Below are 24,860 nucleotides of genomic sequence, written 5' to 3'. Positions count from 1 at the left end.
TTATCCTGCTGCACTGGATTGCGGTTGCAGATTGGCGCGGCGATCGACGCGCGCCACGCGGGAGAGCAGATAGTCGACCTCCGCCCTCGCCTGCGGCGTGATGACCGCACCGGGCTTGCGCTGGGCGCTGGAGGAGATGATGCCGCGCTTCTGCAGTACGTATTTGCGCACGGTGAGGCCCACGCCCGGCTGCTGCTCGTAGCGGATCAGCGGCAGATGCGCGTCGAACAGATCATGCGCGGCATCGCGTTTTCCGGCCTTCGACAGATTGACGACGTCGATCAGGAGCTCGGGGAAGGCATAGCCGGTCATCGCGCCGTCGGCGCCCCGCTCCATCTCGAAATCGAGGAACAGGCCGCCATTGCCGACCAGGATCGACAGCGGCCGCAGCGAGCCGTCCTTCTGGAAGTTGCGCAAGGTCGAGATCTTCTCCAAGCCCGGCCAGTCCTCGTGCTTGAGCATCACGCAGGACGGCGAATCCATCACGATCTTGCGGATCACGGCGGGCGTGAACACGACGGTGAGCGTCAGCGGATAGTCCTGCAGCACCCAGGGAATATCGTCGCCGATCGCTTCCTGCGCCTGCTTGAAATAGCCTGTGATCTGGTCGTCGGTGCGCAGATGCGGCGGCGGCGCGATCATGACACCGGCGGCGCCCGCATCCATCGACTTCTTCGCCAGCGAGCGCATCGTGGCAAAGCCCGGCGCCGAGACGCCGACGATCACCTGCAGCTTCCTGGCGCGCTTGACGAAGCGCAGCGCGACCTGCTCCGCCTCGGCGGCATCGAGCTTCGGCGCCTCGCCGAGGATGCCGAGCACCGTGACGCCGTCGCAGCCGACCTCGGTGTAGAAATCGGTCAGCCGGTCGATCGATGCCTCGTCGATACGGCCGTCGTCATGGAACGGGGTCGGCGCGATCGCGAAGGTTCCTGCGGCCTGGGCGGTGAGTTTGGTCATGGGTGGGTCTATCCTCTGGTCCGTCGTTCCGGGATGGTGCGCTAGCACTAGGCCTCAGGTGCGCAATTGCGCACCTGAGAACCTCGAGATTCCACAATGCGCAACTGCGCATTGGGGTTCGCGCACTGCGCGCCCCGGAATGACGGTATACATCAGAACCGCCGCGCGCCCATCTTGATCTGCTCCTCGGAGAAGAAGATCTCCTTGGCGTGGGTGGCGATGTCCTCGGCCCTCCAGCCGGTAAAGGGCGGCTTCCAGCCTTCCATTTCCATCATCCGCATCTCGCGGACGCCACGCGGGCCCGAGACGCCCAGGACCTTGCCGGTCTGGTCGCCCGACAGATCGCTGACCATGTAGAGCACGGCCGGCGCGATACCGTCCGGGCCGAGCGCCGCGCCCGGGTTCTCCTTGTAGCGCGGCAGGTCTGCGGTCATGCGGGTCAGCGCGCCGGGCGCCAGCGTCCAGATCCGGATGTTGTACTTGCGGCCCTCGATCGCCAGCACGTTGGAGAGGCCCCAGATGCCGCCCTTGGCTGCGCCGTAATTGGTCTGGCCGAAATTGCCGATCAGGCCCGAGGTCGAGGAGGTGTTGACGATGACGCCGCCGCCATTGTCGCGCATCCATTTGAACACCGGCTGGGTACAGCAGAAGGTGCCCTTCAGATGCACCTTCATCACCCTGTCCCAGTTCTCTTCTTTGGCCTTGTGGAAGGTCTCGTCGAGCAGGATGCCGGCGTTGTTGACCAGGATGTCGGCACGGCCAAAATGCTTGATCGCATCGTCGAACACCGACTGGCCGCCGGCCAGGGTCGAGATATCGGCACCGTTGGCGACCGCGCGGCCGCCCTCGGCCTTGATCGCGTCAACTACCTTGTCGGCCATCGACTTGTCGGAGCCCGAGCCGTCGCGCGGTCCGCCGAGGTCGTTGACCACCACGGCCGCGCCCTCGCGCGCAAACAGCTTTGCGTAGGCTTCACCAAGTCCGCCGCCGGCGCCCGTGATCAGCGCCACCTTGCCGTCGAGTAGTCCCATGGTTGTTTCTCCGTTGTTTCTTGTCCCGGACGCGATGCAGCGTGAAACGCTGCTTCGCTGAGCCGGGACCCAGGCCCGGCGATTGGCCCCGGCTCTGCATCGCACCGCTTGCGCGCTGCGCTGCGTCCGGGGCACGAGAGCTACGCCAGCACCGTCTTGCCGCTCTTGATCACGGTGACGCCGCGCGACTTCACCTTGGCTTCGAACGACACCACGTTGCCGTCCTTCCACAGTTCCATGGTCACGGTCTCGCCGGGAAATACCGGCGAGGAGAACCGCGCCACGTGCTGCTTGAAGGCGGACGGATCGTAATCGGCATAGGTCTGCAGCACGCCGCGGCAGGTGATGCCATAGGTGCACATGCCGTGCAGGATCGGCCGCGGGAAGCCGGCCTTCTTGGCGAACTCCGGGTCGGAGTGCAGCGGATTGCGGTCGCCACAGAGCCGGTAGATCAGCGCCTGGTCGGGCCGCGTCGTGATGTCGACCACCCTGTCCGGCGCGCGCTCCGGCACCTTGTGCGGCTCGGGCTGGCCGTCCGACGGGCCGCCGAAGCCGCCGTCGCCGCGGGCGAAGCGCGAGGCGACGAGCGTCGCAAGCTTGTCGCCCTTCTCGCACCTGAGCACGGTCTGATGGCGGATCACCGCGCCCTTGTCCTTGCCCTTGTCGAACACGTCGAGCACGGTCGAATCGGCCGTGATGTGGGCCGCGGTCGCGAACGGCTTGTGGAAGGTGATGTCGCGCTCGCCGTCGACCACCATCACGCGGTTGAGGTTCATCTCGCCGGGGCCGGCGCCCCAGGCTGCGACCGACGCGAAGGTCGGCACCACCCTGAGGGGCCGCGGCGTCAGCACGCCCTCATTGACGAAGGCAAGTTCCTTCTCGTCCATCGGATCGGCACCGAGGCCGATGCCATAGGCATAGAGCATCACGTCGCGATCGCTGTAGCTGTATTTCTGGCCGAGATTTTTCAGGGCCATCAGCTGTTCGTACACGATTGGCATTGTTGTTTTCTCCCCGAACTCTTTCTCGCTTTGCGCTGCCAATTGATGTGCCCTCTTCCCTTGGGGGAAAGGGCTGCACCGGCAGTCGTCACAAACTCGCTTCGGTGAGGGGTTCGCGCCGCAGAGAGACTATCGTTCGCGGAAAGAACCCCTCATCCGGCGGCCTTCGGCCGCCACCTTCTCCCACAAGGGGAGAAGGTACTTACGCCGGCGTGAAGAACGGCAGCGGGGCGCCGTCGGTCGGCTTCCACACCACCTTCACCTTCTGGCCGATCTTCACCTTCTCCAGATCGCAATCGACGATGTTGGTCTGCAGCGAGGGACCTTCCTTCAGCGTCACATAGGCGATCGCATAGGGACCGGTCGGCGACTTCCGCATCAGGCTGTAGGTGTAGACCGTGGCCTCGCCGCTCGACTCTTCCCACACCGTCTTGTCGGAGAAGCAGAACGGGCAGATCGCGCGCGGGAAGTAATGCGCTTCGCCGCAGGTGGTGCAGCGCTTGATCATGAACTTGCCCGCTTTCGCCGCTTCCCAGAACGGCGCGGTCTCGGGGTTGGTCACTGGGGCAATGTACTTCTTCGCTTCAGACATCACGCACGCTCCAGAATGCAGGTTGAGGCGGCGTGGCGAACGCCGAGCAGACCGCCGGTGCCGTGGGCGATCGCGAGGTCGCAGTTCTGCACCTGCACCTTCGGATGCGCCTCGCCGCGCAACTGGCGTACCGCCTCGAGGATTTTCGTCATGCCGCCGCGATTGACGGGATGGTTGCTGCACAGGCCGCCGCCATCGGTGTTGAACGGCAGCTTGCCGACCCCCGAGATCAGATTGCCGTCGGCGACGAACTTGCCGCCCTCGCCCTTCTTGCAGAAGCCGAGATCCTCGAGCTGCATCAGCACCGTGATGGTGAAGCTGTCATAGATCGAGGCGTATTTGATGTCCTTCGGCGTCACTCCTGCCTCTTCGAAAGCACGCGGGCCGGACCACACGCCGGCGGAATAGGTCAGATCGAGATCCTTGCCGCCACGCGGGCCCTTCATCGCCTCGCCGTGGCCGATCAGGCGAACCAGCGGCCTCTTCAGGCTCTTGGCGATCTCCGGGGTGGTGACGATCATCGCGCCGCCGCCGTCGGTGACGACGCAGCAGTCCATCCGGTGCAGCGGATCGGAGATCATCGGCGAGTTGAGGACGTCCTCGACGGTGACGACCTCCTTCAGCATCGCATGCGGATTGTATTGCGCGTGATGCGAGGCCGCGACCTTGATCCAGGCGAGCTGCTCGGAGGTGGTGCCGTAGTCGTGCATATGGCGCATGGCACACATGCCATAGGCATTGTGCGTGGTAGCCCCGTAAGCCAATTCGAAATCGGCCTCGGCGCCCGAGGCGCGCGGCGGCATCGGGCCGGTGCGCGGCTTGCCCGCCAGCGTGACCAGCGCGACCGAGCACTTGCCGGCGGCAATCGCCTCGGCGGCGTGGCCGAGATGGATCAGATAGGAACAGCCACCGGTCTCGGTGGAGTCGACGTGGCGCAGCTTCTTGGTGTTGAGGCCGAGATAATCGACCATCGGCCACAGCCCGCCCGGCGCATCGCCGGCGCAGAAATAGCCGTCGATATCGTCCTTGGTGAGCCCGGCATCCTCGATCGCACCCTTGGCGACCTCGGCGTGCAGCTGTGCTGTTGATTTATCGGGTGCATGCCGGGTGGGATGCTCGTAGATCCCGGCAATGTAGGCCTTGCCCTTGATGGTCAAATCGCTCTCCGCTGGCGTTTCTCGCTCCAGCGTTTTTCTGAACCGGCGGCGCGACCTTGGCAAGCGCGGAAATATTCCGTCAGGCGAGACCGCCGAGATGGACGCAACCCGATACGATTATAGACGGCAATCGTATTGGGTCGGCGTCGCCAAGATGGCAGTGCTCAGGATGGGTAGAGCGAAGCGAAACCGATCAACCCAAATCCGCGGTGCCGATGATGGGTATCGCTTCGCTCCACCCATCCTACAGACTCCTTCTCTGCTCGCCACAACGCGCGCTATCGATCGCGCAGCCCGGCCCAATTGCCGGCGGTCAAGTCGGGCTGAGCGGCCCGAAAATCCACCAACGATCCTGGCGCCCAGGGAAACGCCCCGCTTCGATCAGGATATATCAGCTGGAGGCATTCAAACTCGCCATTCCCGTAGAACCATCTGCTCCACCCGAGATGGGCTCTGTATTGTTCGACAGCCACCTGAAGCAGCACGGCCGGCACATTCTCAAATATCTCTCCAGTTGGCTCGCCAACGGGAAAACGTCGTCCAGCGTCGAGTTCGCGATAGATGTGCCAGAACGTATTGTGAGCGCTCTCTCTCGACATCGAGAACAAGATCAATTCCGGGAATTTGAACTTCAGCCAAACCCGGTCGTGTACGAGAATCCCGGACCGATGTCATCCGATCCGACATGCGTGCCGAACCAACCGTGTCTTCGGATTTGCTCAACGAAGTTCTGCTCGTGCTTGTCTAGCCGCTCCGGAGATGCATCGAGCGCTGTGAGCATGGCTTTAGCAAGAGCCTCCCTACTCCGCCGCCATCTGCCGCGGTGCGGGCGGCGGGTTGGCGAGGTCGGCGGCGAGTTGCGCGTAGCGAACCTTTGCGTCCTTGATCGCCTTCTCCTTCACCGGACCATAGCCGCGGATGCGGTCGGGCAGCGACAGCAGTTCGACCGCGATGTCGTGATTGAGCGGCGACAACAGGCTCAACACGGTCGCGACATCCTTCTCGTAGCCCGCGATCAGATCGCGCTCGAGCTTGCGGTCGGCGTTGTAGCCGAAGATGTCGAGCGGCGTGCCGCGCAGGAAGCGGAATCGCGCCAGCACCTTGAACGCCGACATCATCCAAGAACCGAAGGCGCGCTTCTTCGGACGGCCCTGGGCGTCGAGCCCGCCACCGAGGATCGGCGGCGCGAGATTGAAGTTGAACTTGAAGTCGCCTTCGAACTGGCCGCGCAGCTGCTTCTCGAAGCGGCCGTCGGTGAACAGCCGCGCCACCTCATACTCGTCCTTGTAGGCGAGCAGCTTGGCGTAGTTGATCGCGACCGCACGCGGCAGCGCCTCGCCGTAGCCGCCCTTGGTGGCGGCGTCGCGCACCTGATCGACCAGCTTGCGGTAGCGCTTTGCCAGACGCGCGTTCTGATAGCCGGTCAGAAGGTCCATGCGATGGGCGATGATCTCGTCGAGCGACATCGCATCCAGCGACTTGACCGGGGCTGCGTCGTCATCCTGCCCCTTCATCATCGCGGCGAGCCGCGCCGGATCGGCCGCGGCCAGGCGCCCGAGCTGGAACGCCTGCCTGTTCATCTTGATCGAGACTCCATTGACCTCGATCGCCTGCTGGATCGATTCCGCCGACAGCGGCAGCAGCCCGCGCTGATAGGCAAAGCCCATCATCATGATGTTGGTGGCGATGGAGTCTCCGAGCAGCGTTTCGGCCGGCTTGGTGAAGTCGAAGAAGGCGGAGTCCTTGCGCAGCTCGGTCTCCAGCACGCTGTTGACCTTGCGGCTCTGGAAATTGAAGTCGCGGTTCAGGATGAAATCCGCGGTCGGGATGATGTGGCTGTTGATGACGCCGACGGTACGGCTCGCATCGCACAGCGTGATGGTGTCCTTCGACACCGCCACGACTTCATCGGCCGCAAGGACGAGATCGGCCGTGCCGGTCACGATGCGCGAGCAGGTCACGTCAGCGGTGTGCTCGGAGAGCCGCACGTGGCTGAGCACCGCGCCGCCCTTCTGCGCAAGGCCGGACATGTCGAGGATCATCGAGGCCTTGCCCTCGATGTGCGCGGCCATGCCGAGCAGCGCGCCGATCGTCAAGACGCCGGTGCCGCCGACGCCGCCGACCGCGATGTTGTAGGGCCGGTCGAGCGCGAGCTTCGAGGCCGGCTCCGGCAAGGCGCCGATATCGCCAAGCTCGGTCGGCGCGCGCCGCTTCAGGGTGCCGCCGTCGACCGTGACGAAGGACGGACAAAAACCCTTCACGCAGGAATAGTCCTTGTTGCAGGTCGACTGGTTGATGGTGCGCTTGCGGCCCAACTCGGTCTCCAGCGGCTCGACCGAGATGCAGTTCGACTGCACCGAACAGTCGCCGCAGCCTTCGCAGACGGCAGGGTTGATCAGCACGCGGCGCGCCGGATCTTCCATCAGGCCGCGCTTGCGGCGACGGCGCTTTTCCGCGGCGCAGGTCTGCACGAACACGATCGCCGACGTGCCCTTGGTGTCGCGGCACATCTTCTGGACGTTCTCGAGCTCATCGCGATGGAACAGCTTGACGCCGGGCGCAATGGTATCGGCGGGATAGGCGTCGGGATTTTCCGAGACCAGGTAGATTTCGCGGATGCCTTCGGCGTGGAGTTGGAAGGTGATCTGCTGCGGCGACAGATCGCCGTCGTGGCGCTGGCCGCCGGTCATGGCGACGGCGTCGTTGTAGAGGATCTTGTAGGTGATGTTGGCCTTGGAGGCGATCGACTGGCGGATCGCCAGAATGCCGGAATGGAAATAGGTGCCGTCGCCGAGATTGGCGAAGATGTGGTTCTCGTTGGTGAACGGCGCGATGCCGACCCACGGCACGCCCTCGCCGCCCATATGGGTAAAGGTCTCGGTCGAGCGGTTCATCCACAGCGCCATAAAGTGGCAGCCGATGCCGCCGAGCGCGCGGCTGCCTTCCGGCACCTTGGTCGAGGTGTTGTGCGGGCAGCCCGAGCAGAAATACGGCGTGCGGCTGACCGGTGCCGTCGCCTGCATCTGCGTCGACTGGCGGCCGTTGAACCAGTCGGCCTTGGCGCGCAGCATCTCGGTGATTTCAGGGTTGAGATTAAGTCGAAGCAGCCGTTCGGTGAGCGAGCTCGCAAGCGAGGCCACGCTGAGCTCGGCGGCGAAGGTCAGGAAGCGCTTGTCGTGATCGTCCATCTTGCCGACGATGCGCGGGCGTACATCGTCGCGCCAGTTGAACAACTCCTGCTTGACCTGGTTCTCGACGATCTCGCGGCGCTCCTCGACAATGAAGATCTCCTCGAGTCCGACGGCGAAACTGCGTACGCCTTCCGGCTCCAGCGGCCAGGGCATGCCGATCTTGTAGAGACGAATGCCGATCTTGGCGGCGATCTCGGGCGTGATGCCGAGCTCGCGCAGCGCCTGGCGGATATCTTCGTAGCTCTTGCCGGAGGCCATGATGCCGTAACGCGCGTTCGGCGAATCCATGGTGATGCGGTTGACCTTGTTGGCGCGGGCAAAGGCGATCGCGGCAAAGCCCTTGTAGTCCTGCAGCCGGCGGTCCTGCTCGAAGCGGTCGTCGGGCCAGCGGATGTTGAGGCCGCCCGGCGGCAGCTCAAAATCGGCCGGAATGATGAACGGCGTCATCTCATCGGTGAGGTCGATCTCGGCCGTGGTCTCGACGGTCTCGGTGATCACCTTCATGCCGACCCAGCAGCCGGAATAGCGCGACATCGCGATGCCCAGCAGGCCCATCTCGATCATTTCGTGGATGCTGGAAGGATAGAGGTAGGGCATCAGCGCGGAGATGAAGGCGTGGTCGGACTGATGCGGGACGGTGGAGGACTTTGCGCCGTGGTCGTCACCGGCAAGGCAGAGCACGCCGCCATGCTTGGCGGAGCCCGCCGCATTGCCGTGGCGGAAGACGTCGCCGCAGCGGTCGACGCCGGGGCCCTTGCCGTACCAGATGCCGACCGCGCCATCATATTTGGCGCCGGGCGACAAAGCGAGCTGCTGCGAGCCCCAGATCGCGGTGGCCGCGAGGTCCTCGTTCACGCCGGGCTGGAATTTGATGTTGTACTGCTCGAGATGCTTGCGGGCGGCGAACAGCTGCTGGTCATAGCCGCCGAGGGGGGAACCGCGATAGCCGGAGATGAAACCTGCCGTGTTGAGCCCTGCGGCGCGGTCTCGTCTGATCTGCGCCATGGGCAGGCGGACCAGCGCCTGGATCCCGGTCATGAAGACGTGGCCGGTGCCTTGGGTGTATTTCTGGTCGAGGCTGATAGGCCCTTGGTTGATTCCCATTTAGCCCTCTTTGCGCTGGTCGCGACGCCTGCTTTTTAGCTAGTCATCCGAACTTGTTAGAACCAGTCTATGTCGGATTTTCCGGCCCGCGCAGCACAATTCTGGGCGACCAAGCCCGTCGCTCAAAAATCGCAATATCGTGCCGGGAATATTGCAGGGCCGTTTCGGTTTCTGTCGCTGGACGGGCCTGCGGCGAAATGGCGTAACGCGTCTTGTGGACCGGAAGGTGAATGGATGCGGCGGCGACATCGAGCGACCGGTGCGATTCTGGCCAGTGTGCTGTTGTGCAGTGCGTTCGCGGCCCGCGAATGCACCGCTACGCCAACCGACGACATCGTCGCCCGCGGCAAGGCGCTCACGATCGCCGGCGACTGCGCGAGCTGCCACACAGCCGACCCGGCAAAGCCGTTCGCCGGCGGCAAGCGGATCGACACGCCATTCGGTGCGGTGTTTTCGCCGAACCTGACCCCTGATCGCGATACCGGCATCGGCGGCTGGAACGACGACGATTTCCTCCGCGCGCTGCGGATAGGCGTCTCGCCAAACGGAGCGCACTATTATCCCGCCTTCCCCTATCCGTCTTTCACGAAGCTGATCCGCGACGACATCCTGGCGATCCGCGCCTATCTCGCGACGCTTGCGCCGGTCAGCAACAAGGCTCCGCCGCCGGAGCTGCGCTGGCCGCTGAATTACCGCGTGCTGATGCGGGCCTGGAACGCCCTGTTCTTCACGCCGGGCATCATTCAGCCCGACCAGAGCAAGGCTGCGGAATGGAATCGCGGCCGCTACCTCGTCGAGGCCATCGCCCATTGCGGCGCCTGCCATACGCCGAAGAACGCGTTCGGCGCCGACAGGCGCGACCAGGCGCTCAGTGGCAGCATGGTCCAGGGCATGTTCGCGCCAAGGCTCGATGGCGCGGAGCGCAGCGGGCTGAAATCCTGGAGCGCCAGTGACATCGCCGAATATCTGCAAAGCGGCCGCAACGGGCACAGCCATGCCGGTCCCTTGATGTCCGAGGTCGTGGTCAACTCGACCTCGAAGATGAGCGATGCCGATGTGCGCGCGATCGCGGTCTATCTGAAGAGCCTGCCGGCCGGCGCGCCGGAGCCGCAGGTCACTCCGCCCTCGCCGGCGCAGATGAGCAACGGCGAGCGGATCTATCGCGGGGCCTGCATCGCCTGCCACGAGCTCGATGGCTCGGGCGCGCCGCGGATCTATCCGCCGCTGCCCGGCAACGCCAATTTGCAATCGGCGAATCCTGCGAGCACGCTGCGCATCATCCTCGACGGCGCGCAGAGCGTCACCACGCCGCGCGCGCCGAATGCAGGCTCGATGCCGGCCTATCCGAAACTCTCCGACCAGGAGGTCGCCGACGTCGCGACCTATATCCGCAATGCCTGGGGCAATGCGGCGCCGGCCGTGACGGCTGACGAGGTCGCCAAGGCGCGGACAGCGAAATAAGAGCGCGGATGGCGAAATAGCTGATCAGCGGTCCTCGCTGCCGAACACAAATTTCGGCATCTCCCATTTGTAGCGGATGGCGAGCATCCGGAACGTCAGGCCGAGCACGAAGGTCAGCGCGGTCCAGGCCTGCGGGTTGAGGTTCAAGCCGAACGCGGTCGCATAGAACAGCCCTGTCACCACCGAGACGCTGGCGTAGAGCTCGCTGCGAAACAGCAGCGGGACCTCGTTGCAGAGGATGTCGCGCAGCACGCCGCCGGCGCAGCCGGTGATCATGCCGGACACGATCACGATCGGAAGCGAGGCGTCGACCTGCCAGGCTACGTCGCAGCCGGCCATGGTGAACACCACAAGCCCGATCGCATCGAGCACCAGGAAGGCGAGATTAAGCCGGTGCACCAGCCGCGCCAGCAGGATGGTGGCGAAGGCGCCGGCCGCCGCGATCGCCAGGTAGATCGGCTGCGCGACCCAGAGCAGCGGATAATGCCCGAGCAGCACGTCGCGGATGGTGCCGCCGCCGAGCGCGGTGATCGCCCCGAGCATGCAGACCCCGGCCCAATCCATGCTGCGCCTGCCGGCCGCCAGCGCCGCCGTCATCGACTGCGCCGCAACGGCGATGAACGAGAGCACGTGCAGCACTGAATCGGTGGGCGGCATGGTCCACATTGAACGGGCCTCATGGAACAATCGGAACCTAGAGCCTATCCCGTTCCGATTGAATCGGAACGGGGCTCTAGATTCTTGTTTTGACGCGTTTTCTTCACGCGAACCGGTATCCACTTCGCTCGAAAACGCTCCAGGGAACCGCGGTTCCAGCATGAACAGGTTGCAACATTGGCGCGGAACATCCTCACGCGCCAGCCATTGTCTCCTGCGTTTAGCCTTTGCGCTTAGCCTTGGGGGGCTAACGGAGGAACTTTGAAATGGCTTACAACCCTGACGATCCGTATCGCGCCAACCTGACCGATGACGAAATCCGCCGTCAGGCGCGCTTCAACAGCTTGGACAACGAGCTGCAGCCCGATCCGGAACTCCAGGAGGGACGGGCCAGCAGCACCAAGGTCACGATGTTCGCAGTTGCGGTGGCCGTGGTGCTCGGCGCGCTGTTCTACGGGTTGAACAATACGTCGGTGCACGAGGCCGGCACGACGCCCTCGACACAGACCGCGCAGACCCAGCCGGTCAACCCGGCCGCGCCGCCACCGGGTATGCGCGACGTGACGCCGAAGCCGAACAGCCAGCCCGGCGTGACCACGGGCGCGGCGCCGGCCAACCCGTCGACCCCGCCGTCCGACATGAACAAGTCGGACATGAACAAGCCGGCCGCTCCGCCGGCGGAGAATGCAAAGTAACGCGTGATGACACTGACCAGACGCGAGCGGCGGGCCCAAACGGCCCGCCGCTTTTTTTTTGCGCGAGGTCTATTTGAACATCTTGTTGAGCTCGCCGCCGGGATAGCCGTTGGCGAATTCGGTGAAGGTGCCCTTCTCGGCCATCTCCTTGGCCGCCTTCATGACGCCGGTCCAGGCCATCCGCGCCAGCGCCCCGCCGACGCTGATCCGACGCACGCCGAGGTCGGCGACGGCTTGCAGTGTCAGGTCGGACGCGCCGCCGATCAACAGATTGACCGGCTTCGGCGCCACCGCCTTCACGACCGCGGTGATTTCCTCTTTGGTCGAGATGCCCGGCGAATACAACACATCCGCTCCGGCTTCCGAATAGGCCTGCAATCGCTCGATCACCAGATTGAGGTCCTTCTTGCCCCACAGGAACGCCTCGCAGCGGCCGGTGAGCAGCACGCCGCTGTTGTCGGCATCGATGGCTTTGCGCGCTGCCCTGATGCGCTCCACCGCAAGCTTGTGCTCGAACAGCGGATTGGCCGCGTCTCCCGTCGAGTCCTCGATCGAGAGCCCGGCGACACCAGTCTTGACGCCGCGTGCTACATTGATCGCAACCTTGTCCGGCGCGACCGCGAAGCCGCCCTCGAAATCGGCGTTGACGGGGATATCGACCGCCGCACACACCGCGGTCAGGTGATCGCAGACGTCGTCGACGGTGACGCGGTTGTCGGCCTTGGCGATGGTCCAGGCAAAGCCCGCGCTGGTCGAGGCCAGCGCCTTGAAGCCGAGATGTTGCAAGGCACGGGCGCTGCCGACATCGAACGGGTTCGGAATGATGAAACACCCGCTGTCGTGCAGCTTCTTGAAGGCGGCTCGTTTGTCAGCAGTTGGCAGTGGCATTGGTCGCTCCCTGGAGTCGTTGGCCGCGCAGAGATAGGCACGCGCATATGTGAACGCTAGAGCTTGCCTTCGTGCACCGCGCGGCTGTCCTTCGGTGCCTGCTCGCGCTCGTTCAAGCCGTAGTCACGCATCACGCTCGCGACCCGCAGCCGATAATTCTCGAAGATCCGCGCGCGGCCCTTGGCCTGGGTGCGGCGGTGCTCGACCGTGTTGCGCCAGGCTTCGACCGCAGCCTCGTCGCGGAAGAATGACAGCGACACGAACTTGCCCTTCTCGGTGAGGCTCTCGAACCGCTCGACCGAGATGAAGCCGTCGATCTCCTGCAGGATCGGCTTCAACTCGGCGGCCAGGTCAAAATAGAGCTCCCGGTGCTCGGCTTTCGGCCAGACTTCGAAGATCACGGCAATCATGGGCGCCTCCGCGCATTGTTGTTGTGGAACGACTATAGCTCGACCTTGCGCAGAAATGTCCGCTCCTCGGCGAGGATGAAGCGGTTTTGTTCCGCGAAATTGAAGTTCGCCATACCCTCGCTGTCCTGGCGCAGCCGCGCGCGATAGGCCTCGTAGGCGGCAAGGCTTTCGAACGAGATCAGCGCAAAGGCGACGTTGTTGGTGCCCTCGTGCGGCATCCAGTAACCGAGCAGATCGCCGCCGCAGCGCGGGATGATCGAGAGCCAGTTCCGTGAATACTCCTCGAACATCGCACGCTTGAACGGATCGAGCTGGTAGCGGATGAAGACGGTGACGGTCATTGATGGCCTCCAGATGTTTTCGTCTTTGCGGGTGACGGGCACGATGCACACTACCCGCTTGCCCGACTTCGATGCTTCGGCTATCATCGAACTATGAAAGCAGGACCCGACATCTCCCGGATCGCCGCTCTGGTCGGCGATCCCGCACGCTGCAACATGCTGACCGCACTGATGACCGGCCGCGCGCTGACCGCGAGCGAACTGGCGCAGGAGGCCGGCATCACGCCGCAGACGGCGAGCTCGCATCTCGCCAAGCTCGAGGCCGGCGGGCTGATCGAGCCCGAGAAGCAGGGCCGCCACCGCTACTATCGGCTCTCCGACCCCGACGTCGCCGACGTGCTCGAGGGGCTGCAAGGCATTGCCGCCCGCGCCGGTCATATGCGGGTGCGCACCGGGCCGAAAGATCCGGCGCTGCGCCGCGCCCGCATCTGCTACGACCATCTCGCCGGCGATCTCGGCGTGCAGATGCTCGACAGCATGAGGCGGCAGAAGCTGGTGCGCCAGAGCAAGCAGGCGATCGAGCTGACCGGCGAAGGCAAGCGCTTCATGGCCGAGGAGCTGCAGATCGACGCCGATGCGCTGACGCATCCGCGCCGTCCGGTGTGCAAGGCCTGCCTCGACTGGAGCGAGCGGCGCCACCATCTCGCCGGCACGCTGGGCGCTGCGATGATGGACCGCTTCACCGAATTGAAATGGGCGGCGCGCGATGCGGCGCCAGGCAGCCGCGTGGTCAATTTTTCGCGGAACGGCGAGAAGCGGTTCGCGGCGCTGTTCGGCGCGGGCGAGTAGGATCGCGCGTTCAGGTCAGCGCTGGCGCGTCATTCGCGAGCTCCGGTCTCGCTTGTCTCGCTCTCCGATACATTTGGTGCCCTCGCCGCTCTGCGCTTCGTCTGATGCGCGCCTCGCGAAATATTTTGAAACGATGCTGAGCGTGATTGCGACGCACTGACGCAGGCGTGATGCGCAACATTCATGTCGCATTCAGTCCGCAACATTATGGTCGACGACATCGGGCACGGCTTCTGCAATGATCCGGCCGGGCGAATCGGTAATCTCAAGTTTGTTGCGGCGCCGCAGCGCGCGGCCCATTAAGAAGGAGAAGTCATGAAGTATCTTTTTGCAGCAGCAGTTTTGGTGACGACCGCTTTCGCCGGCATCAGCGCAGCTGACGCTGCCGGTGGCTGCGGCCCCGGCTGGCACCGCGGTCCGTATGGCGGCTGCGTCAGGAACCGCGGCCCCGTCGTCGTCGCTCCGGGCGCCGTTGTCGTTCGCCCGCCGGTCGTGGTCGAGCGCCCCGTCGTGGTGGCGCCGCGCGTCCGCGCCTGCCCCTACGGATTCATGTGGCGCTACGGCCGTTGCCGCCCGATCTGATCGCGGCGCACCCGCATAAACAAAACCCCGCCTCGCGCGGGGTTTTTCTTTTTCGTCGTCACGTCGACATCACCAGCGGCGCCAGTGATGATGATGCCAATGATGATGGCGCCAGCCCCAATGCCTGTGGTGCCAATGCCGGTGGTGCCAACCCCAATGGCGGTGGTGCCAGTGCCGATGATGCCAGCCCCAGTGGCGGTGATGCCAGTGCACCTGTTCGGGCTTCAAGCGACCAACCTCGTCGCCCGTGGTGACAGCCGGTTGCGCATCGCGATCGACGGGCGAATGTGCCTCGCGGCTGAAGGGAAGCGGTGCGAGCGGCGCTGCCTGCACGGTTGCTGCGAAGGCGGCCGCACAGGTAGCGACGGCAAAGGCCATCTTTAGAAGATTCCGGCGTTCCATGAGCGTTTCCCTTTGTTGCTGAGCGGGATCAACTGCGTCAGCCAGTCTTTTCGCTGCGACCTGAACGCTCGCTGAACCGCGCATTCACGTTTCATGGAGTTCGACGCCGCGCGGCCCCATTCGCGTTCGCGTGACGTCACACAGCCATCACGACAATGCCTCCTCCTCCAACGTTCTGTAGGGCGGATTAGGCGAAGCCGTAACCCGCTGCCCGTCGCGCGGAACAAGGACGGCGGGTTACGCTGGCGCTAACCCGCCCCACGCATCACGCCCGCTGCTGCGTCTTGCCCGTCATGCCCATTCCACCGGTTGAACCGTCGATCGGAACTAGCATCACGCATTACAAGAACATCTCCGGGAGGCCGCCATGAAGTCAGGACAACCGATCAAGGATGCCAGCCACCTCTACGAAGTCGAGCGCCGCGCCCTGCACGCCGCCCGCCCCGGCTTCCGCATCATGGAGTTGCAGCTCTCGCCGACCCAGCAAGTGCCGTGGCACACCCACAGCAACATCTCCGACACGTTCTATGTGCTGGAGGGACAGATGCGGCTGTTCCTGCAGGAGCCGAAGGAGGAAGTGAGCCTGAAGCCCGGCGAGGTCTACGCCGTCCGGCCGACCCGCCCCCACCTCGTCACCAACGCCGGCACGACGTCGCTGACGTTCCTGGTTCTGCAGGGCGTCGGCGAATACGACTACGTACCGCTGGCATCCAGCTAGTATCATTGGGCATGACACTCTCCGCTCGTCGTCCCTGCGAAAGCAGGGACCCATACTCCGCGGCTGGTGTGGTGAACGGGACTCGTCGTTCCGCTGTCTTTCAATGATGACCGCCTGTGGCTATGGGTCACTGCTTTCGCAGGGACGACACCGAAGTTGTGGCGCGAGCGGTAGACCAAGCATTCGCATTGCGCGACAGCCAAATCAGCCACGCGGCCATCCCGCTGGCACGACCCAGACCAGCCCGCGCCACGGCTCACCGCGCGATGTCAGTGTCGTGAAGTCACGCGCGCGATCGCGCCGCAGATTGAGCCGCGCCATCACAGCCTGCGAGCGCACGTTGTCCAGGCTGGTATATGACACGATCTCGCGTAGCCCGGCGTTATCGATTGCGTGCCGCAACGCCGCACCGGCGCTCTCGGTCGCGTAGCCGTGCCCCCAAGGCCTTGCGCGCAAAGCGCCAGCCGATTTCGAAATGCGCGCCGAGCGGATGATCCCCCGACAATCGCGGCATCACGCCCGCATAGCCCAGCAATGCGCCGTCGACATCCTCAACGGCCCATCGGGAGATGCCGCGGTCGCGCTGCGCGGCAACGTATCGCTCGAACTTCCGGTCGCTCTCCGCCCGGCCGATGGCCCCGCCATAGTCGGCCATGACGTCGGGATCGGCATGCATCGCTGCGAACGCATCGCAATGACGATCGTCCCACTGGTGAAGTCGAAGGCGCGGCGTTTCGATCATGCGCGTGCCCTCGCCCGCCCCAGCCATCACATCCGCTTCAGCGGCGCGTCGTGAACCAGCCGAAGATCGATGTTGCCGATCAACCGCGCACGACGCGCCTCGGCGGTGCTGATGGCGGCCTCGGTCTGCCGCAGCGTGCTCACATTCGATCCAAGCGACACGATGCCGCCGAGCACCAGCGCGATCGATCCGAGCGCTGCGGTCTCACCGGAACTGAACAGGCCAAGCAGCGCAGCGAACAACAAGATGAACCCGCCGGCGATTGCCACCTTCGAACCAAGAATAATCCTACGAGACCGTTCGGCGCTCTCAGCAAGCTCCTCGATCCGCGCCTCGATCTCGGAAATCTCGTCGGTCGGCTCGTCATCAGTCATCAGGTTCGGACCTGTAGGGCGGGTTAGGCGAAGCCGTAACCCGCCGCGGATCGCGCGGAGCGAAGGCGGCGGCTACGCTTCGCCAACCCGCCCTACGCGCTCTTAGGATACCGGCACACCGCACGCGGGGATAGGCCCAGCCGACATTGCCGACTCGCGCGAAGAACCGTCTACGTTGGCCGATGCGTTTGAATGGCCGGGCAAGACCCTGACACGAACAGACACTCGCTCCCGTCCTCGATGGTCGATCGCTTCGTATCGGAGACTATCCGGCCCGCTGTAACCGGATCGAGCCAGGTAAAAAACGCTTATGCCGCGGACCCAGCGCCCGATACAAGCTCGATCCAGTCCCGAGTCGCCCGCCACCTCGAAATCCTCGATACGGTAACAAACAACCCCATATTTGGGCGACTTTATGAGCAAGAGCTGCGGGAGCTCGACCGGCGCGCACGTTTTGTCGGCAAATGCGTAGCCATTGATAACGGCCTCTTCTGACGTCCGGGCGGTAACCATCATCTCGGTATCTTGCGCGAAGCACGCTATGTCCATCGCAAGTATTGCGGACACCACACCCAGTGTCAGGTCGCACGATCGATTAGCGCTCTGCCACAGCCTCGATCGTCGACGCCACATTGCCACGGTCGTCTCCATCCATCACAACGGCAGATTGTCGTGCTTCTTCGCGGGAATCTCGACCTTCTTGTCCCTGAGCATCGCGAGCGCCCGCGCGATCCGTCGCCGCGTGGAATGCGGCATGATGACGTCGTCGATGTAGCCGCGCTCGGCGGCGATGAAGGGGGACAGGAAGCGGTCTTCGTATTCCTTGGTGCGCGCCGCGATCTTGTCGGGGTCGCCGATGTCAGAGCGGAAGATGATCTCGACCGCGCCCTTCGCGCCCATGACGGCGATCTGCGCGGTCGGCCAGGCGTAGTTCATGTCGGCGCCGATCTCCTTGGACGCCATCACGTCGAAGGCGCCGCCATAGGCCTTGCGGGTGATGATGGTGACGAGCGGCACCGTGCACTGCGAATAGGCGAACAGCAGCTTTGCGCCGTGCTTGATCAGGCCGCCATATTCCTGCGCGGTGCCCGGCAGGAAGCCCGGCACGTCGACGAAGGTGACGATCGGGATGTTGAAGGCATCACAGAACCGCACGAAGCGTGCCGCCTTGCGGGAGGCGTCGCTGTCGAGCACGCCCGCCAGCACCATCGGCTGGTTGGCGACGAAGCCGACGGTGCGGCCGGCGATGCGGCCGAAGCCGGTGACAATGTTCCTGGCGAAGGTTTCCGAGATCTCGAAGAAGTCGCCCTCGTCGACGACCTTGAGGATCAGTTCCTTCATGTCGTAGGGCTTGTTCGGATTGTCGGGGATCAGCGTGTCCAGGGACATGTCGACCCGGCCGATATCGTCGAAGCTCGGCCATTCCGGCACGCCGTCGGTGTTGTTGGACGGCAGGAAGTCGATCAGGCGGCGCATCTGCAACAGCGCATCGACATCGTTCTCGAAGGCGCCGTCGGCGATCGAGGAGCGCGTCGCGTGCACCGAGGCGCCGCCGAGTTCCTCCGCCGTCACCACCTCGTTGGTGACGGTCTTCACCACGTCGGGGCCGGTGACGAACATGTAGCTGGTGTTCTTCACCATGAAAATGAAGTCGGTCATGGCGGGCGAATAGACGTCGCCGCCGGCGCAGGGGCCCATGATGACCGAGATCTGCGGGATCACACCCGAGGCCTGCACGTTGCGGCGGAACACGTAGGAATAGCCCGCGAGCGCGGCGACGCCTTCCTGGATGCGCGCGCCGCCGGCGTCATAGAGGCCGATGATCGGCGCCCTCGCCTTCATCGCCATGTCCTGCAGCTTGGTGATCTTCAGCGCGTGGGTTTCCGACAGCGAGCCGCCGAACACGGTGAAGTCCTTGGCGAACACGAAGGTCTTGCGGCCGTTGACCGTGCCCCAGCCGGTGACGACGCCGTCGCCGGGGATCTTGGTCTTCTCCATGCCGAACTCGATCGAGCGGTGCTCGACGAACATGTCAAATTCCTCGAACGAGCCCTTGTCCAGCAGGAGCTCGATGCGCTCGCGGGCGGTGAGCTTGCCGCGGGCGTGCTGCGCCTCGATGCGCTTTTCGCCGCCGCCCAGCTTGGCGCCGGCGCGCCGCTCTTCGAGGGTGTCGAGGATGTCTTTCATTTGTTTCCGCCCGTGTTAGCTACAGTCCGCATCCCGGCACGAGCCGGGTCCGCTTCGTTCGGAATGGCTTTAGCACGGCCATTTCGGAACCGGAAAGGCGCTTGTGACCGGGTTCGGGCGCAAAAACGGTAGGATTTTCCGACATCTGGGGAGACAGCGATGACTGATACGACCACGGCCGAGACCGGCGCCGCCAGCGGCGGGGTCCGCACCCTGCTCCGGCTGGAGGGACTGGTGCTGTTCGTCGGGATGACCGTGCTCTACTACAAGTGGGAGGGTTCCTGGCTGGTCTACGTCCTGCTATTCCTGGTGCCGGACATCAGCTTTGCCGCTTACCTGATCAGCCCGCGGGTCGGCGCCATCGCCTACAACGCTGCCCACACCTATCTGGCGCCGGTGGCGCTGATGACGCTGGGTTTTGCCGGCGAAGGGCCGCTGGTGCTCTCGATCGCGATGATCTGGCTTGCCCATATCGGGATCGACCGCGCGCTCGGCTACGGGCTGAAATACTCAAGAGGGTTTGGCTACACCCATCTCGGGCGGATCGGCAAAGCGCAGGAGCCGGCTTAGCGCCCCCCGCTTTTTTAGGCTCGTCATGCCCGGCCTTGAGCCGGGCATCCACCTCTTTGCTGCAATCGAGAAGATACGCCAGCCTCGACCGCTTCAACAAGCTCTGGAACAAGTCCGGCGTGCAGTTCGCGGCCTACATCCCGTTCTATCCGGACTGCTCGACCAGCTATCTGACCGACACCGAGGTCGCGGCGCGGCCGATCCGGATCTTTCACGGCACGCCCGACGACTACAATCCGGTCGCGAGCTGCAAGGCCTATGTCGCGCGCCTCGAGGCCGCCAAGCGCGACGTGGTGCTGACCGAATATCCGGATTCCGCGCATGGCTTCGATGCCGGCCTGATCGGCAACCACACGGTGGTTGAGGCAACGGGATCACAGACCGTGCGCCATTGCACTATCAAGGAAGGCGAAGGCGGCGTGCTGATGAATGCGGCGACGCAGGCGCCGTTCAGCTACAAGGATGCCTGCGTCGAGCTCAGCCCGCATGTCGGCTGCAACCCGGCCACCGCGCTCGAGGCGCGCAAGGCGGTCAGCGAATTCCTGCAAGGGCTGTTCAAGCTGGGCTGACAGACGGCAGTGTTCTCGTGATGGTTTACACGACCGTCATTGCGAGGAGCTCGGCGACAAAATTGCAAAGCAATTTTGCGCTGAAGCGACGAAGCAATCCATTTCTCCGCTTGCGGAGCGATGGATTGCTTCGCTTCGCTCGCAATGACGTGGATAGATCAATGCGTGCCGCATCTATCGCTTCTCAGCGATAGTCACGCGAACCTGCGCGCGAACACGACGCAGACGACGACCAGCATGGTTGCTGCGATCATCGACCAGGCGACCGGCTCGTGCAGCAACAGCCCGGCCAGCGCGAGGCCGAAGAACGGCTGCAACAGCTGCAACTGGCCGACGCTGGCGATGCCGCCGAGCGCAAGCCCGCGATACCAGAACACGAAGCCGACCAGCATGCTGAAGATCGAAACGTAGGCGAGCCCGAGCCAGGCCGGTGCGCCGATGCCCCGCCAACTCGGCGGCAGCGTCATGATGGTCATCAGGAGCACCACCGGCGCGGAGAGCACCAGCGCCCAGGAGATCACCTGCCAGCCGCCGAGCCTGCGCGACAGCGCCGCGCCTTCGGCATAGCCGAGGCCGCAGACGATGATGGCGGCGACCATCAAGAGGTCGCCGGTCAGCGATGCCGATCCATCGCCCGACAGGGCGAAGCCGCCGACCGTCGCGCTGCCGATGCAGGAGAACAGCCAGAACAGCGGCTTCGGCCGCTCGCCGCCGCGCAACACGCCGAACACAGCGGTCGACAGCGGCAGCAGCCCGATGAACACGATCGAATGCGCCGAGGTGATGTGCTGGAGCGCCAGCGCGGTCAGCAGCGGAAAGCCGATCACGACACCGAGGGCGACGATGGTCAGCGACACCAGGTCCCTGCGCTGCGGCCAGGGCTGCCGCAGCACCGCGAGCAGTGCCGCGCCGAGCAGCGCCGCGATCGCGGCGCGTGCCGAGGTCAGGAACAACGGCGAGAACCCGGCGACCGCGACGCGGGTGGCCGGCAGCGAGCCGCTGAAGATGATCACGCCGAGCAGGCCGCTGCCCCAGCCCTCCAGCGAAGCGCCGCTGCGCCCCTCGCCCGCCCATGTCTTGGAATCGCTCATCGCACACCTCGTCTTTCGCGGGCGAAGATAGCGGCGACGGGCTGGCCAAGGCAGCTACGGATCAGTACAATATCGCCAAACTGTGTGGGTAAAGGTAGGCATACACTTGCAGCAACCAGCGAAGGCGACCAGGACTACCGACGTGATGAACGCGATCCGCGCCAGGATCGCGAGCCGCGCACTCGCCGCCGACGATCGCCTGCCCTCGATCCGCAGCTTTGCCGCGACCATGGGCGTCTCGCCCTCGACCGTGGTCGAGGCCTATGACCGGCTCGCCGCCGAGGGCCTGATCCGGGCGCGGCCGGGCTCGGGCTTCTATGTCTCGTCCGCGGCGCTGCCGCCGCTGGCGCTGGCCAACGACCAGCCGCAGCACGACCGCGCCGTCGATCCGTTCTGGGTGTCGCGGCAATCGCTCGACGCCGCGAGTGGCGCGCTGAAGCCGGGCTGCGGCTGGCTGCCCGCCGACTGGATGCCGACCGAGGCGCTGCGGCGCGCGTTCCGCGGCCTGGCGCGGGCCGAGGACGCCGTGCTCGCCGACTACGGTGCGACGCGCGGCTCGCTGGCCCTGCGCCGCATGCTGATGGCGCGGTTCGCCGACGAGGGCCTCGACGTGTCGCCCGAGCAGGTGCTGCTCACGATGTCCGGCACCCAGGCGATCGACCTGATCTGCCGCTTCCTGCTGCGGCCCGGCGACACGGTACTGGTCGACGATCCCTGTTATTTCAATTTCCGGGCGCTGCTGCGCGCCCATCAGGTCAAGCTCGTCAGCGTGCCCTACACCCCATCGGGGCCCGATATCGCAAGCTTCGAGGCGGTGCTCGATGCCGAGCGGCCGCGGCTCTACATCACCGTGTCGGGGCTGCACAATCCGACGGGCGCGACGATGTCGCCGCAGACCGCGCACCGCGTGCTGAATGCGGCCACCGCCTGCGATCTCACCATCGTCGAGGACGACATCTTCGCCGATTTCGAGCCGGAGCCGTCGGCGCGGCTCGCGGCGCTCGACGGGCTGAACCGCGTGATCCGGATCGGCAGCTTCTCCAAGACGCTGTCCGCGTCGCTCCGCTGCGGCTTCATCGCGGCGCGCGCCGACTGGATCGAGCAGTTGGTCGATCTGCAGGTCGCGACCGGGTTCGGCGGCCCCTGCGCGGTCGCGACCGAAATCATCGCGAGCGTTTTGGCGACCGGCTTCTACCGCAAGCATGTCGAGGAGCTGCGCCGGCGGCTGGCGCGCGCCCGCCGCGACGTCGGCGAGAAGCTGCAGCGCATCGGCATCGAGCCGTGGCTGATGCCGCGCGGCGGCTTCCAGCTCTGGTGCCGCCTGCCCGACGGCTGCGACTCCGCCGACGTTGCGCGCGCTGCGCTCGCCGACAACATCGTGCTGGCGCCGGGCAACGTGTTCAGCACCACGCAATCGGCCACCGGCTTCATGCGCTTCAACGTCGCGCAATGCCGCGACCCGAAACTGATGCCGGCGCTGCAGCGCGCGATCGGGCGCTGAGACCCGCGGAGATGAGGTTGAATAGCGACCGCGACGGCGCTGCACCCCCTCGCCCCGTTCTTACGGGGAGAGGGTTGGGGTGAGGGGCTATCTCCGCGTGAACGGTGATAGCTGTGTTTGCGGAGGCTCCCCCTCACCCGGATCGCATCTGGCGATGCGTCATGGCCGAAGCTATGCTTCGGCGTTCTTGAGAACGGCCGCCGAAGGCGGCCTATGCCTCTCCCCGCAAGCGGGGCGAGGTGAAGCAGGCGCAGCGCCTTACTTCTCGCCGACCTTGAACGGCTCTTCCTTGCCCGGCGGCACCGTCTCTTCCGCCATCGCCAGCAGCATTGCGACCATCACGTAGTTGCCCGCAACGGCGGTAAGGTCGACGATCTGCTGATCGTTGAAGACTGTCTTGGCCCGCGCATAGGTCTCGTCGGAGACCTTCTTGGTCGTGGTCAGCTCGGTGACGAAATCGTACACCACCGCCTCATCCTCGGCCATTTTCGACGGCCGGTTGCCGGCCTTCAGCTCGGCGATGACATCGGCCGACAAGCCGGCCTTGGCCGCGAGCGGTGCATGCGCGAACCACTCGACCTGCGAGCGCCACTGCCGGCCGATGATCAGGATCGCGAACTCGTTGAGCCTCGTCGGCACCGAGGTCTGCCAGCGCAGATAATAGAACAGATCGTAGAGCCGCTGGCCGAGCACCGGGCTCCGGATCATCGGATTGTACGGGCCGCCGATGCCGACGCTCGACACCTTCATGATCGCCTCGCCGAGCGGTCGCTGCTGGTCGTTGAGCTGATCCATCGTGAGCTGCGGGAAGCGCGGCTCCTTGCCGGTGGCCGGCGCCGAAAACACTGTGGCCGCGAGCCAGCCGCCGGCCGCGGCCAGCGTGACCGACGACAGCCAGATCGAAGCTGATTGCATGATTTCCTCCGGTTCTGCTTTTATCGGAGGATGCTAGTCGAGCCGAGCGGCACTCACCAGCCGCGGCGCACGCAGATCAGATCGTCACAGCGCGACGATATCGGTGAGGCATTGCTGCGTGACGCTCATCCGCGCATCGATCTGCGCCTGCGTCTTGCAGTCCATGTTCATCGCGAACACGGTGATCTCGCTGCCCTTCTCGGCCCAGCCGACCAGCCAGCCGAGCGAGCCGTGCTCCTTGTCGGTCAATCCGGTCTTGGCGTGAATGAAGGCGTCGCCGACTTTCGTCACAGGGAGGATGTCGCACACCAGCTGCTGGCTGCGCTTGCCGACCGGCAGCACGCCGCGGCGCAGCCGGTCGAGGAAGTCGATCTGCTGCACCGGATCGATCCGCAAATTGCCCGTCACCCAGAACTGGTCGATGCCGCCGCCGATGTCACGGTTGCCGTAGTCGATGACGTCGACATACTTCTTCATCCGCTCCTCGCCGATCCGGCGGGCGATCTCCTGGAACACCGGGAAGGCCGACACCGCGATCGCCGAGCGCAGCGTGTGATCCTTGTTCCAGGCCTCGATGCTGCGCGTTGTGCCGTCCCACTTGAAGACGTCCTTGTCGGGATCCTGCACCACGCCGGTCTCGAGCGCGATCAGCGCGTTCGGAATCTTGAAGGTCGAGGCCGGCAGCCTGCCCTCGCCCGAGCGAACCTTGTCGCTCGCGATGATCAGATAGTCGTCGACCTTGTAGCCGACGAAAGTGCCCTCGGTGCCGAGATCGAAGAACCGCTTTTGCAGATCGTCGCGAAACTCACTGCGCTGGTAGGACACATTGGCAAAGCTGCGCGACGGCAGGATGCCCGCGGCGGCAAGCAGACCGAGCACATGGCGGCGATGGATCACGACGAGACCTGATCTGGTTCGGGTTGACGACGATGCTG

At 64.7% G+C, this 24,860-nt stretch carries 26 protein-coding genes and 1 pseudogene; 9 read left to right on the top strand and 18 right to left on the bottom strand.

Annotated elements, in window-relative coordinates:
• The 7 genes from ACE10Z_RS20690 to ACE10Z_RS20660 all read right to left on the bottom strand — a co-directional run bounded on the left by ACE10Z_RS20690 (position 1) and on the right by ACE10Z_RS20660 (position 9,033).
• Positions 1-957: a dihydrodipicolinate synthase family protein gene (locus ACE10Z_RS20690; protein WP_375789527.1), complete on the bottom strand. Its 957-nt coding sequence runs from the start codon at positions 955-957 to the stop codon at positions 1-3.
• 152 nt (positions 958-1,109) lie between these two features.
• Complete coding sequence (locus ACE10Z_RS20685) at positions 1,110-1,988, bottom strand: SDR family oxidoreductase (RefSeq protein WP_375789526.1); 879 nt, start codon at positions 1,986-1,988, stop codon at positions 1,110-1,112.
• Positions 1,989-2,128: 140 nt separating this feature from the next.
• Positions 2,129-2,989: a MaoC/PaaZ C-terminal domain-containing protein gene (locus tag ACE10Z_RS20680; protein ID WP_375789525.1), complete on the bottom strand. Its 861-nt coding sequence runs from the start codon at positions 2,987-2,989 to the stop codon at positions 2,129-2,131.
• A 202-nt stretch (positions 2,990-3,191) separates the two neighbouring features.
• Entirely contained in the window at positions 3,192-3,581 is a 390-nt protein-coding gene (locus ACE10Z_RS20675; RefSeq protein WP_375789524.1) for a Zn-ribbon domain-containing OB-fold protein, read from the bottom strand.
• A complete protein-coding gene (locus ACE10Z_RS20670; protein WP_298377584.1) occupies positions 3,581-4,738 on the bottom strand; it encodes a thiolase domain-containing protein in 1,158 nt (385 codons plus the stop codon). The genes ACE10Z_RS20675 and ACE10Z_RS20670 overlap by 1 nt, the downstream gene beginning before the upstream one ends.
• A gap of 278 nt (positions 4,739-5,016) precedes the next feature.
• Positions 5,017-5,337: a DUF4262 domain-containing protein gene (locus ACE10Z_RS20665; RefSeq protein WP_375789886.1), complete on the bottom strand. Its 321-nt coding sequence runs from the start codon at positions 5,335-5,337 to the stop codon at positions 5,017-5,019.
• 201 nt (positions 5,338-5,538) lie between these two features.
• Positions 5,539-9,033: an indolepyruvate ferredoxin oxidoreductase family protein gene (locus ACE10Z_RS20660; RefSeq protein ID WP_375789523.1), complete on the bottom strand. Its 3,495-nt coding sequence runs from the start codon at positions 9,031-9,033 to the stop codon at positions 5,539-5,541.
• 234 nt (positions 9,034-9,267) lie between these two features.
• Between ACE10Z_RS20660 and ACE10Z_RS20655 the strand changes: the two genes are divergently transcribed.
• On the top strand, positions 9,268-10,494 hold the full coding sequence (locus tag ACE10Z_RS20655; protein ID WP_375789522.1) for a cytochrome c: 1,227 nt from the start codon (positions 9,268-9,270) through the stop codon (positions 10,492-10,494).
• 24 nt (positions 10,495-10,518) lie between these two features.
• Here the strand turns inward: ACE10Z_RS20655 and ACE10Z_RS20650 are convergent, their stop codons facing one another.
• Complete coding sequence (locus ACE10Z_RS20650) at positions 10,519-11,160, bottom strand: trimeric intracellular cation channel family protein (protein ID WP_375789521.1); 642 nt, start codon at positions 11,158-11,160, stop codon at positions 10,519-10,521.
• 257 nt (positions 11,161-11,417) lie between these two features.
• Here ACE10Z_RS20650 and ACE10Z_RS20645 point away from each other — a divergent pair, with 257 nt between their 5' ends.
• Positions 11,418-11,846 carry a hypothetical protein gene (locus ACE10Z_RS20645; protein WP_375789520.1) on the top strand — a complete coding sequence of 143 codons (429 nt, stop codon included), beginning with the start codon at positions 11,418-11,420 and terminating at the stop codon, positions 11,844-11,846.
• Between the two features lie 69 nt (positions 11,847-11,915).
• Here ACE10Z_RS20645 and ACE10Z_RS20640 read toward each other — a convergent pair whose 3' ends face one another.
• The 3 genes from ACE10Z_RS20640 to ACE10Z_RS20630 are packed head-to-tail and all read right to left on the bottom strand — an operon-like array spanning position 11,916 to position 13,485.
• Positions 11,916-12,734: an oxaloacetate decarboxylase gene (locus tag ACE10Z_RS20640; protein WP_375789519.1), complete on the bottom strand. Its 819-nt coding sequence runs from the start codon at positions 12,732-12,734 to the stop codon at positions 11,916-11,918.
• A gap of 56 nt (positions 12,735-12,790) precedes the next feature.
• The gene (locus tag ACE10Z_RS20635; RefSeq protein ID WP_342711736.1) at positions 12,791-13,144 is read right to left on the bottom strand and encodes an antibiotic biosynthesis monooxygenase; all 354 of its coding nucleotides are present in this window, start codon (positions 13,142-13,144) and stop codon (positions 12,791-12,793) included.
• Positions 13,145-13,176: 32 nt separating this feature from the next.
• Complete coding sequence (locus tag ACE10Z_RS20630) at positions 13,177-13,485, bottom strand: NIPSNAP family protein (RefSeq protein WP_176530679.1); 309 nt, start codon at positions 13,483-13,485, stop codon at positions 13,177-13,179.
• A 93-nt stretch (positions 13,486-13,578) separates the two neighbouring features.
• Here ACE10Z_RS20630 and ACE10Z_RS20625 point away from each other — a divergent pair, with 93 nt between their 5' ends.
• The 4 genes from ACE10Z_RS20625 to ACE10Z_RS20610 all read left to right on the top strand — a co-directional run bounded on the left by ACE10Z_RS20625 (position 13,579) and on the right by ACE10Z_RS20610 (position 15,976).
• A complete protein-coding gene (locus ACE10Z_RS20625; RefSeq protein ID WP_050402286.1) occupies positions 13,579-14,274 on the top strand; it encodes a helix-turn-helix transcriptional regulator in 696 nt (231 codons plus the stop codon).
• Positions 14,275-14,589: 315 nt separating this feature from the next.
• Positions 14,590-14,856, top strand: coding sequence for a GCG_CRPN prefix-to-repeats domain-containing protein (locus tag ACE10Z_RS20620; RefSeq protein WP_050402285.1), 267 nt, complete (start codon positions 14,590-14,592; stop codon positions 14,854-14,856).
• Positions 14,841-15,110, top strand: coding sequence for a hypothetical protein (locus tag ACE10Z_RS20615; RefSeq protein ID WP_375790134.1), 270 nt, complete (start codon positions 14,841-14,843; stop codon positions 15,108-15,110). The genes ACE10Z_RS20620 and ACE10Z_RS20615 overlap by 16 nt, the downstream gene beginning before the upstream one ends.
• 515 nt (positions 15,111-15,625) lie before the next feature.
• Positions 15,626-15,976, top strand: a complete 351-nt coding sequence (locus tag ACE10Z_RS20610) for a cupin domain-containing protein (RefSeq protein ID WP_375789518.1) — start codon at positions 15,626-15,628, stop codon at positions 15,974-15,976.
• 204 nt (positions 15,977-16,180) lie between these two features.
• On the opposite strand, the gene ACE10Z_RS20605 is transcribed toward ACE10Z_RS20610, so the two are convergent.
• The 4 genes from ACE10Z_RS20605 to ACE10Z_RS20590 all read right to left on the bottom strand — a co-directional run bounded on the left by ACE10Z_RS20605 (position 16,181) and on the right by ACE10Z_RS20590 (position 19,279).
• Positions 16,181-16,378 carry a hypothetical protein gene (locus ACE10Z_RS20605; protein ID WP_375789517.1) on the bottom strand — a complete coding sequence of 66 codons (198 nt, stop codon included), beginning with the start codon at positions 16,376-16,378 and terminating at the stop codon, positions 16,181-16,183.
• Positions 16,359-16,718 (bottom strand): GNAT family N-acetyltransferase, encoded by a 360-nt coding sequence (locus ACE10Z_RS20600; protein ID WP_375789516.1) that lies wholly within the window; start codon positions 16,716-16,718, stop codon positions 16,359-16,361. Before ACE10Z_RS20600 ends, ACE10Z_RS20605 begins: the two co-directional genes overlap by 20 nt.
• A gap of 26 nt (positions 16,719-16,744) precedes the next feature.
• Positions 16,745-17,092, bottom strand: coding sequence for a hypothetical protein (locus ACE10Z_RS20595; RefSeq protein WP_375789515.1), 348 nt, complete (start codon positions 17,090-17,092; stop codon positions 16,745-16,747).
• A gap of 654 nt (positions 17,093-17,746) precedes the next feature.
• Entirely contained in the window at positions 17,747-19,279 is a 1,533-nt protein-coding gene (locus ACE10Z_RS20590; RefSeq protein WP_095735072.1) for an acyl-CoA carboxylase subunit beta, read from the bottom strand.
• A 159-nt stretch (positions 19,280-19,438) separates the two neighbouring features.
• Between ACE10Z_RS20590 and ACE10Z_RS20585 the strand changes: the two genes are divergently transcribed.
• Together ACE10Z_RS20585 and ACE10Z_RS20580 are read left to right on the top strand one after the other, a co-directional pair.
• Positions 19,439-19,849, top strand: coding sequence for a DUF4260 domain-containing protein (locus ACE10Z_RS20585; RefSeq protein WP_375789514.1), 411 nt, complete (start codon positions 19,439-19,441; stop codon positions 19,847-19,849).
• Positions 19,850-19,911: 62 nt separating this feature from the next.
• A pseudogene (locus tag ACE10Z_RS20580) lies at positions 19,912-20,418 on the top strand (dienelactone hydrolase family protein); the annotation flags it as partial.
• Between the two features lie 194 nt (positions 20,419-20,612).
• Here ACE10Z_RS20580 and ACE10Z_RS20575 read toward each other — a convergent pair.
• Complete coding sequence (locus tag ACE10Z_RS20575; protein ID WP_375789513.1) at positions 20,613-21,509, bottom strand: DMT family transporter; 897 nt, start codon at positions 21,507-21,509, stop codon at positions 20,613-20,615.
• Positions 21,510-21,654: 145 nt separating this feature from the next.
• Between ACE10Z_RS20575 and ACE10Z_RS20570 the strand changes: the two genes are divergently transcribed.
• Complete coding sequence (locus tag ACE10Z_RS20570; RefSeq protein ID WP_375789885.1) at positions 21,655-23,010, top strand: PLP-dependent aminotransferase family protein; 1,356 nt, start codon at positions 21,655-21,657, stop codon at positions 23,008-23,010.
• 258 nt (positions 23,011-23,268) lie between these two features.
• On the opposite strand, the gene ACE10Z_RS20565 is transcribed toward ACE10Z_RS20570, so the two are convergent.
• Both ACE10Z_RS20565 and blaOXA read right to left on the bottom strand, forming a co-directional pair.
• Positions 23,269-23,925 (bottom strand): carboxymuconolactone decarboxylase family protein, encoded by a 657-nt coding sequence (locus ACE10Z_RS20565; RefSeq protein ID WP_375789512.1) that lies wholly within the window; start codon positions 23,923-23,925, stop codon positions 23,269-23,271.
• 84 nt (positions 23,926-24,009) lie between these two features.
• Positions 24,010-24,822, bottom strand: coding sequence for a class D beta-lactamase (gene blaOXA / locus ACE10Z_RS20560; protein WP_375789511.1), 813 nt, complete (start codon positions 24,820-24,822; stop codon positions 24,010-24,012).
• Positions 24,823-24,860: the final 38 nt, after the last annotated feature.

The sequence above is a fragment of the Bradyrhizobium sp. Pha-3 genome (assembly GCF_042258615.1).
Taxonomy (GTDB): Bacteria; Pseudomonadota; Alphaproteobacteria; order Rhizobiales; family Xanthobacteraceae; genus Bradyrhizobium.
The sequence above is the reverse complement of the archived record's forward strand: the minus strand, read 5'-3'. Positions and strand labels throughout refer to the sequence as shown.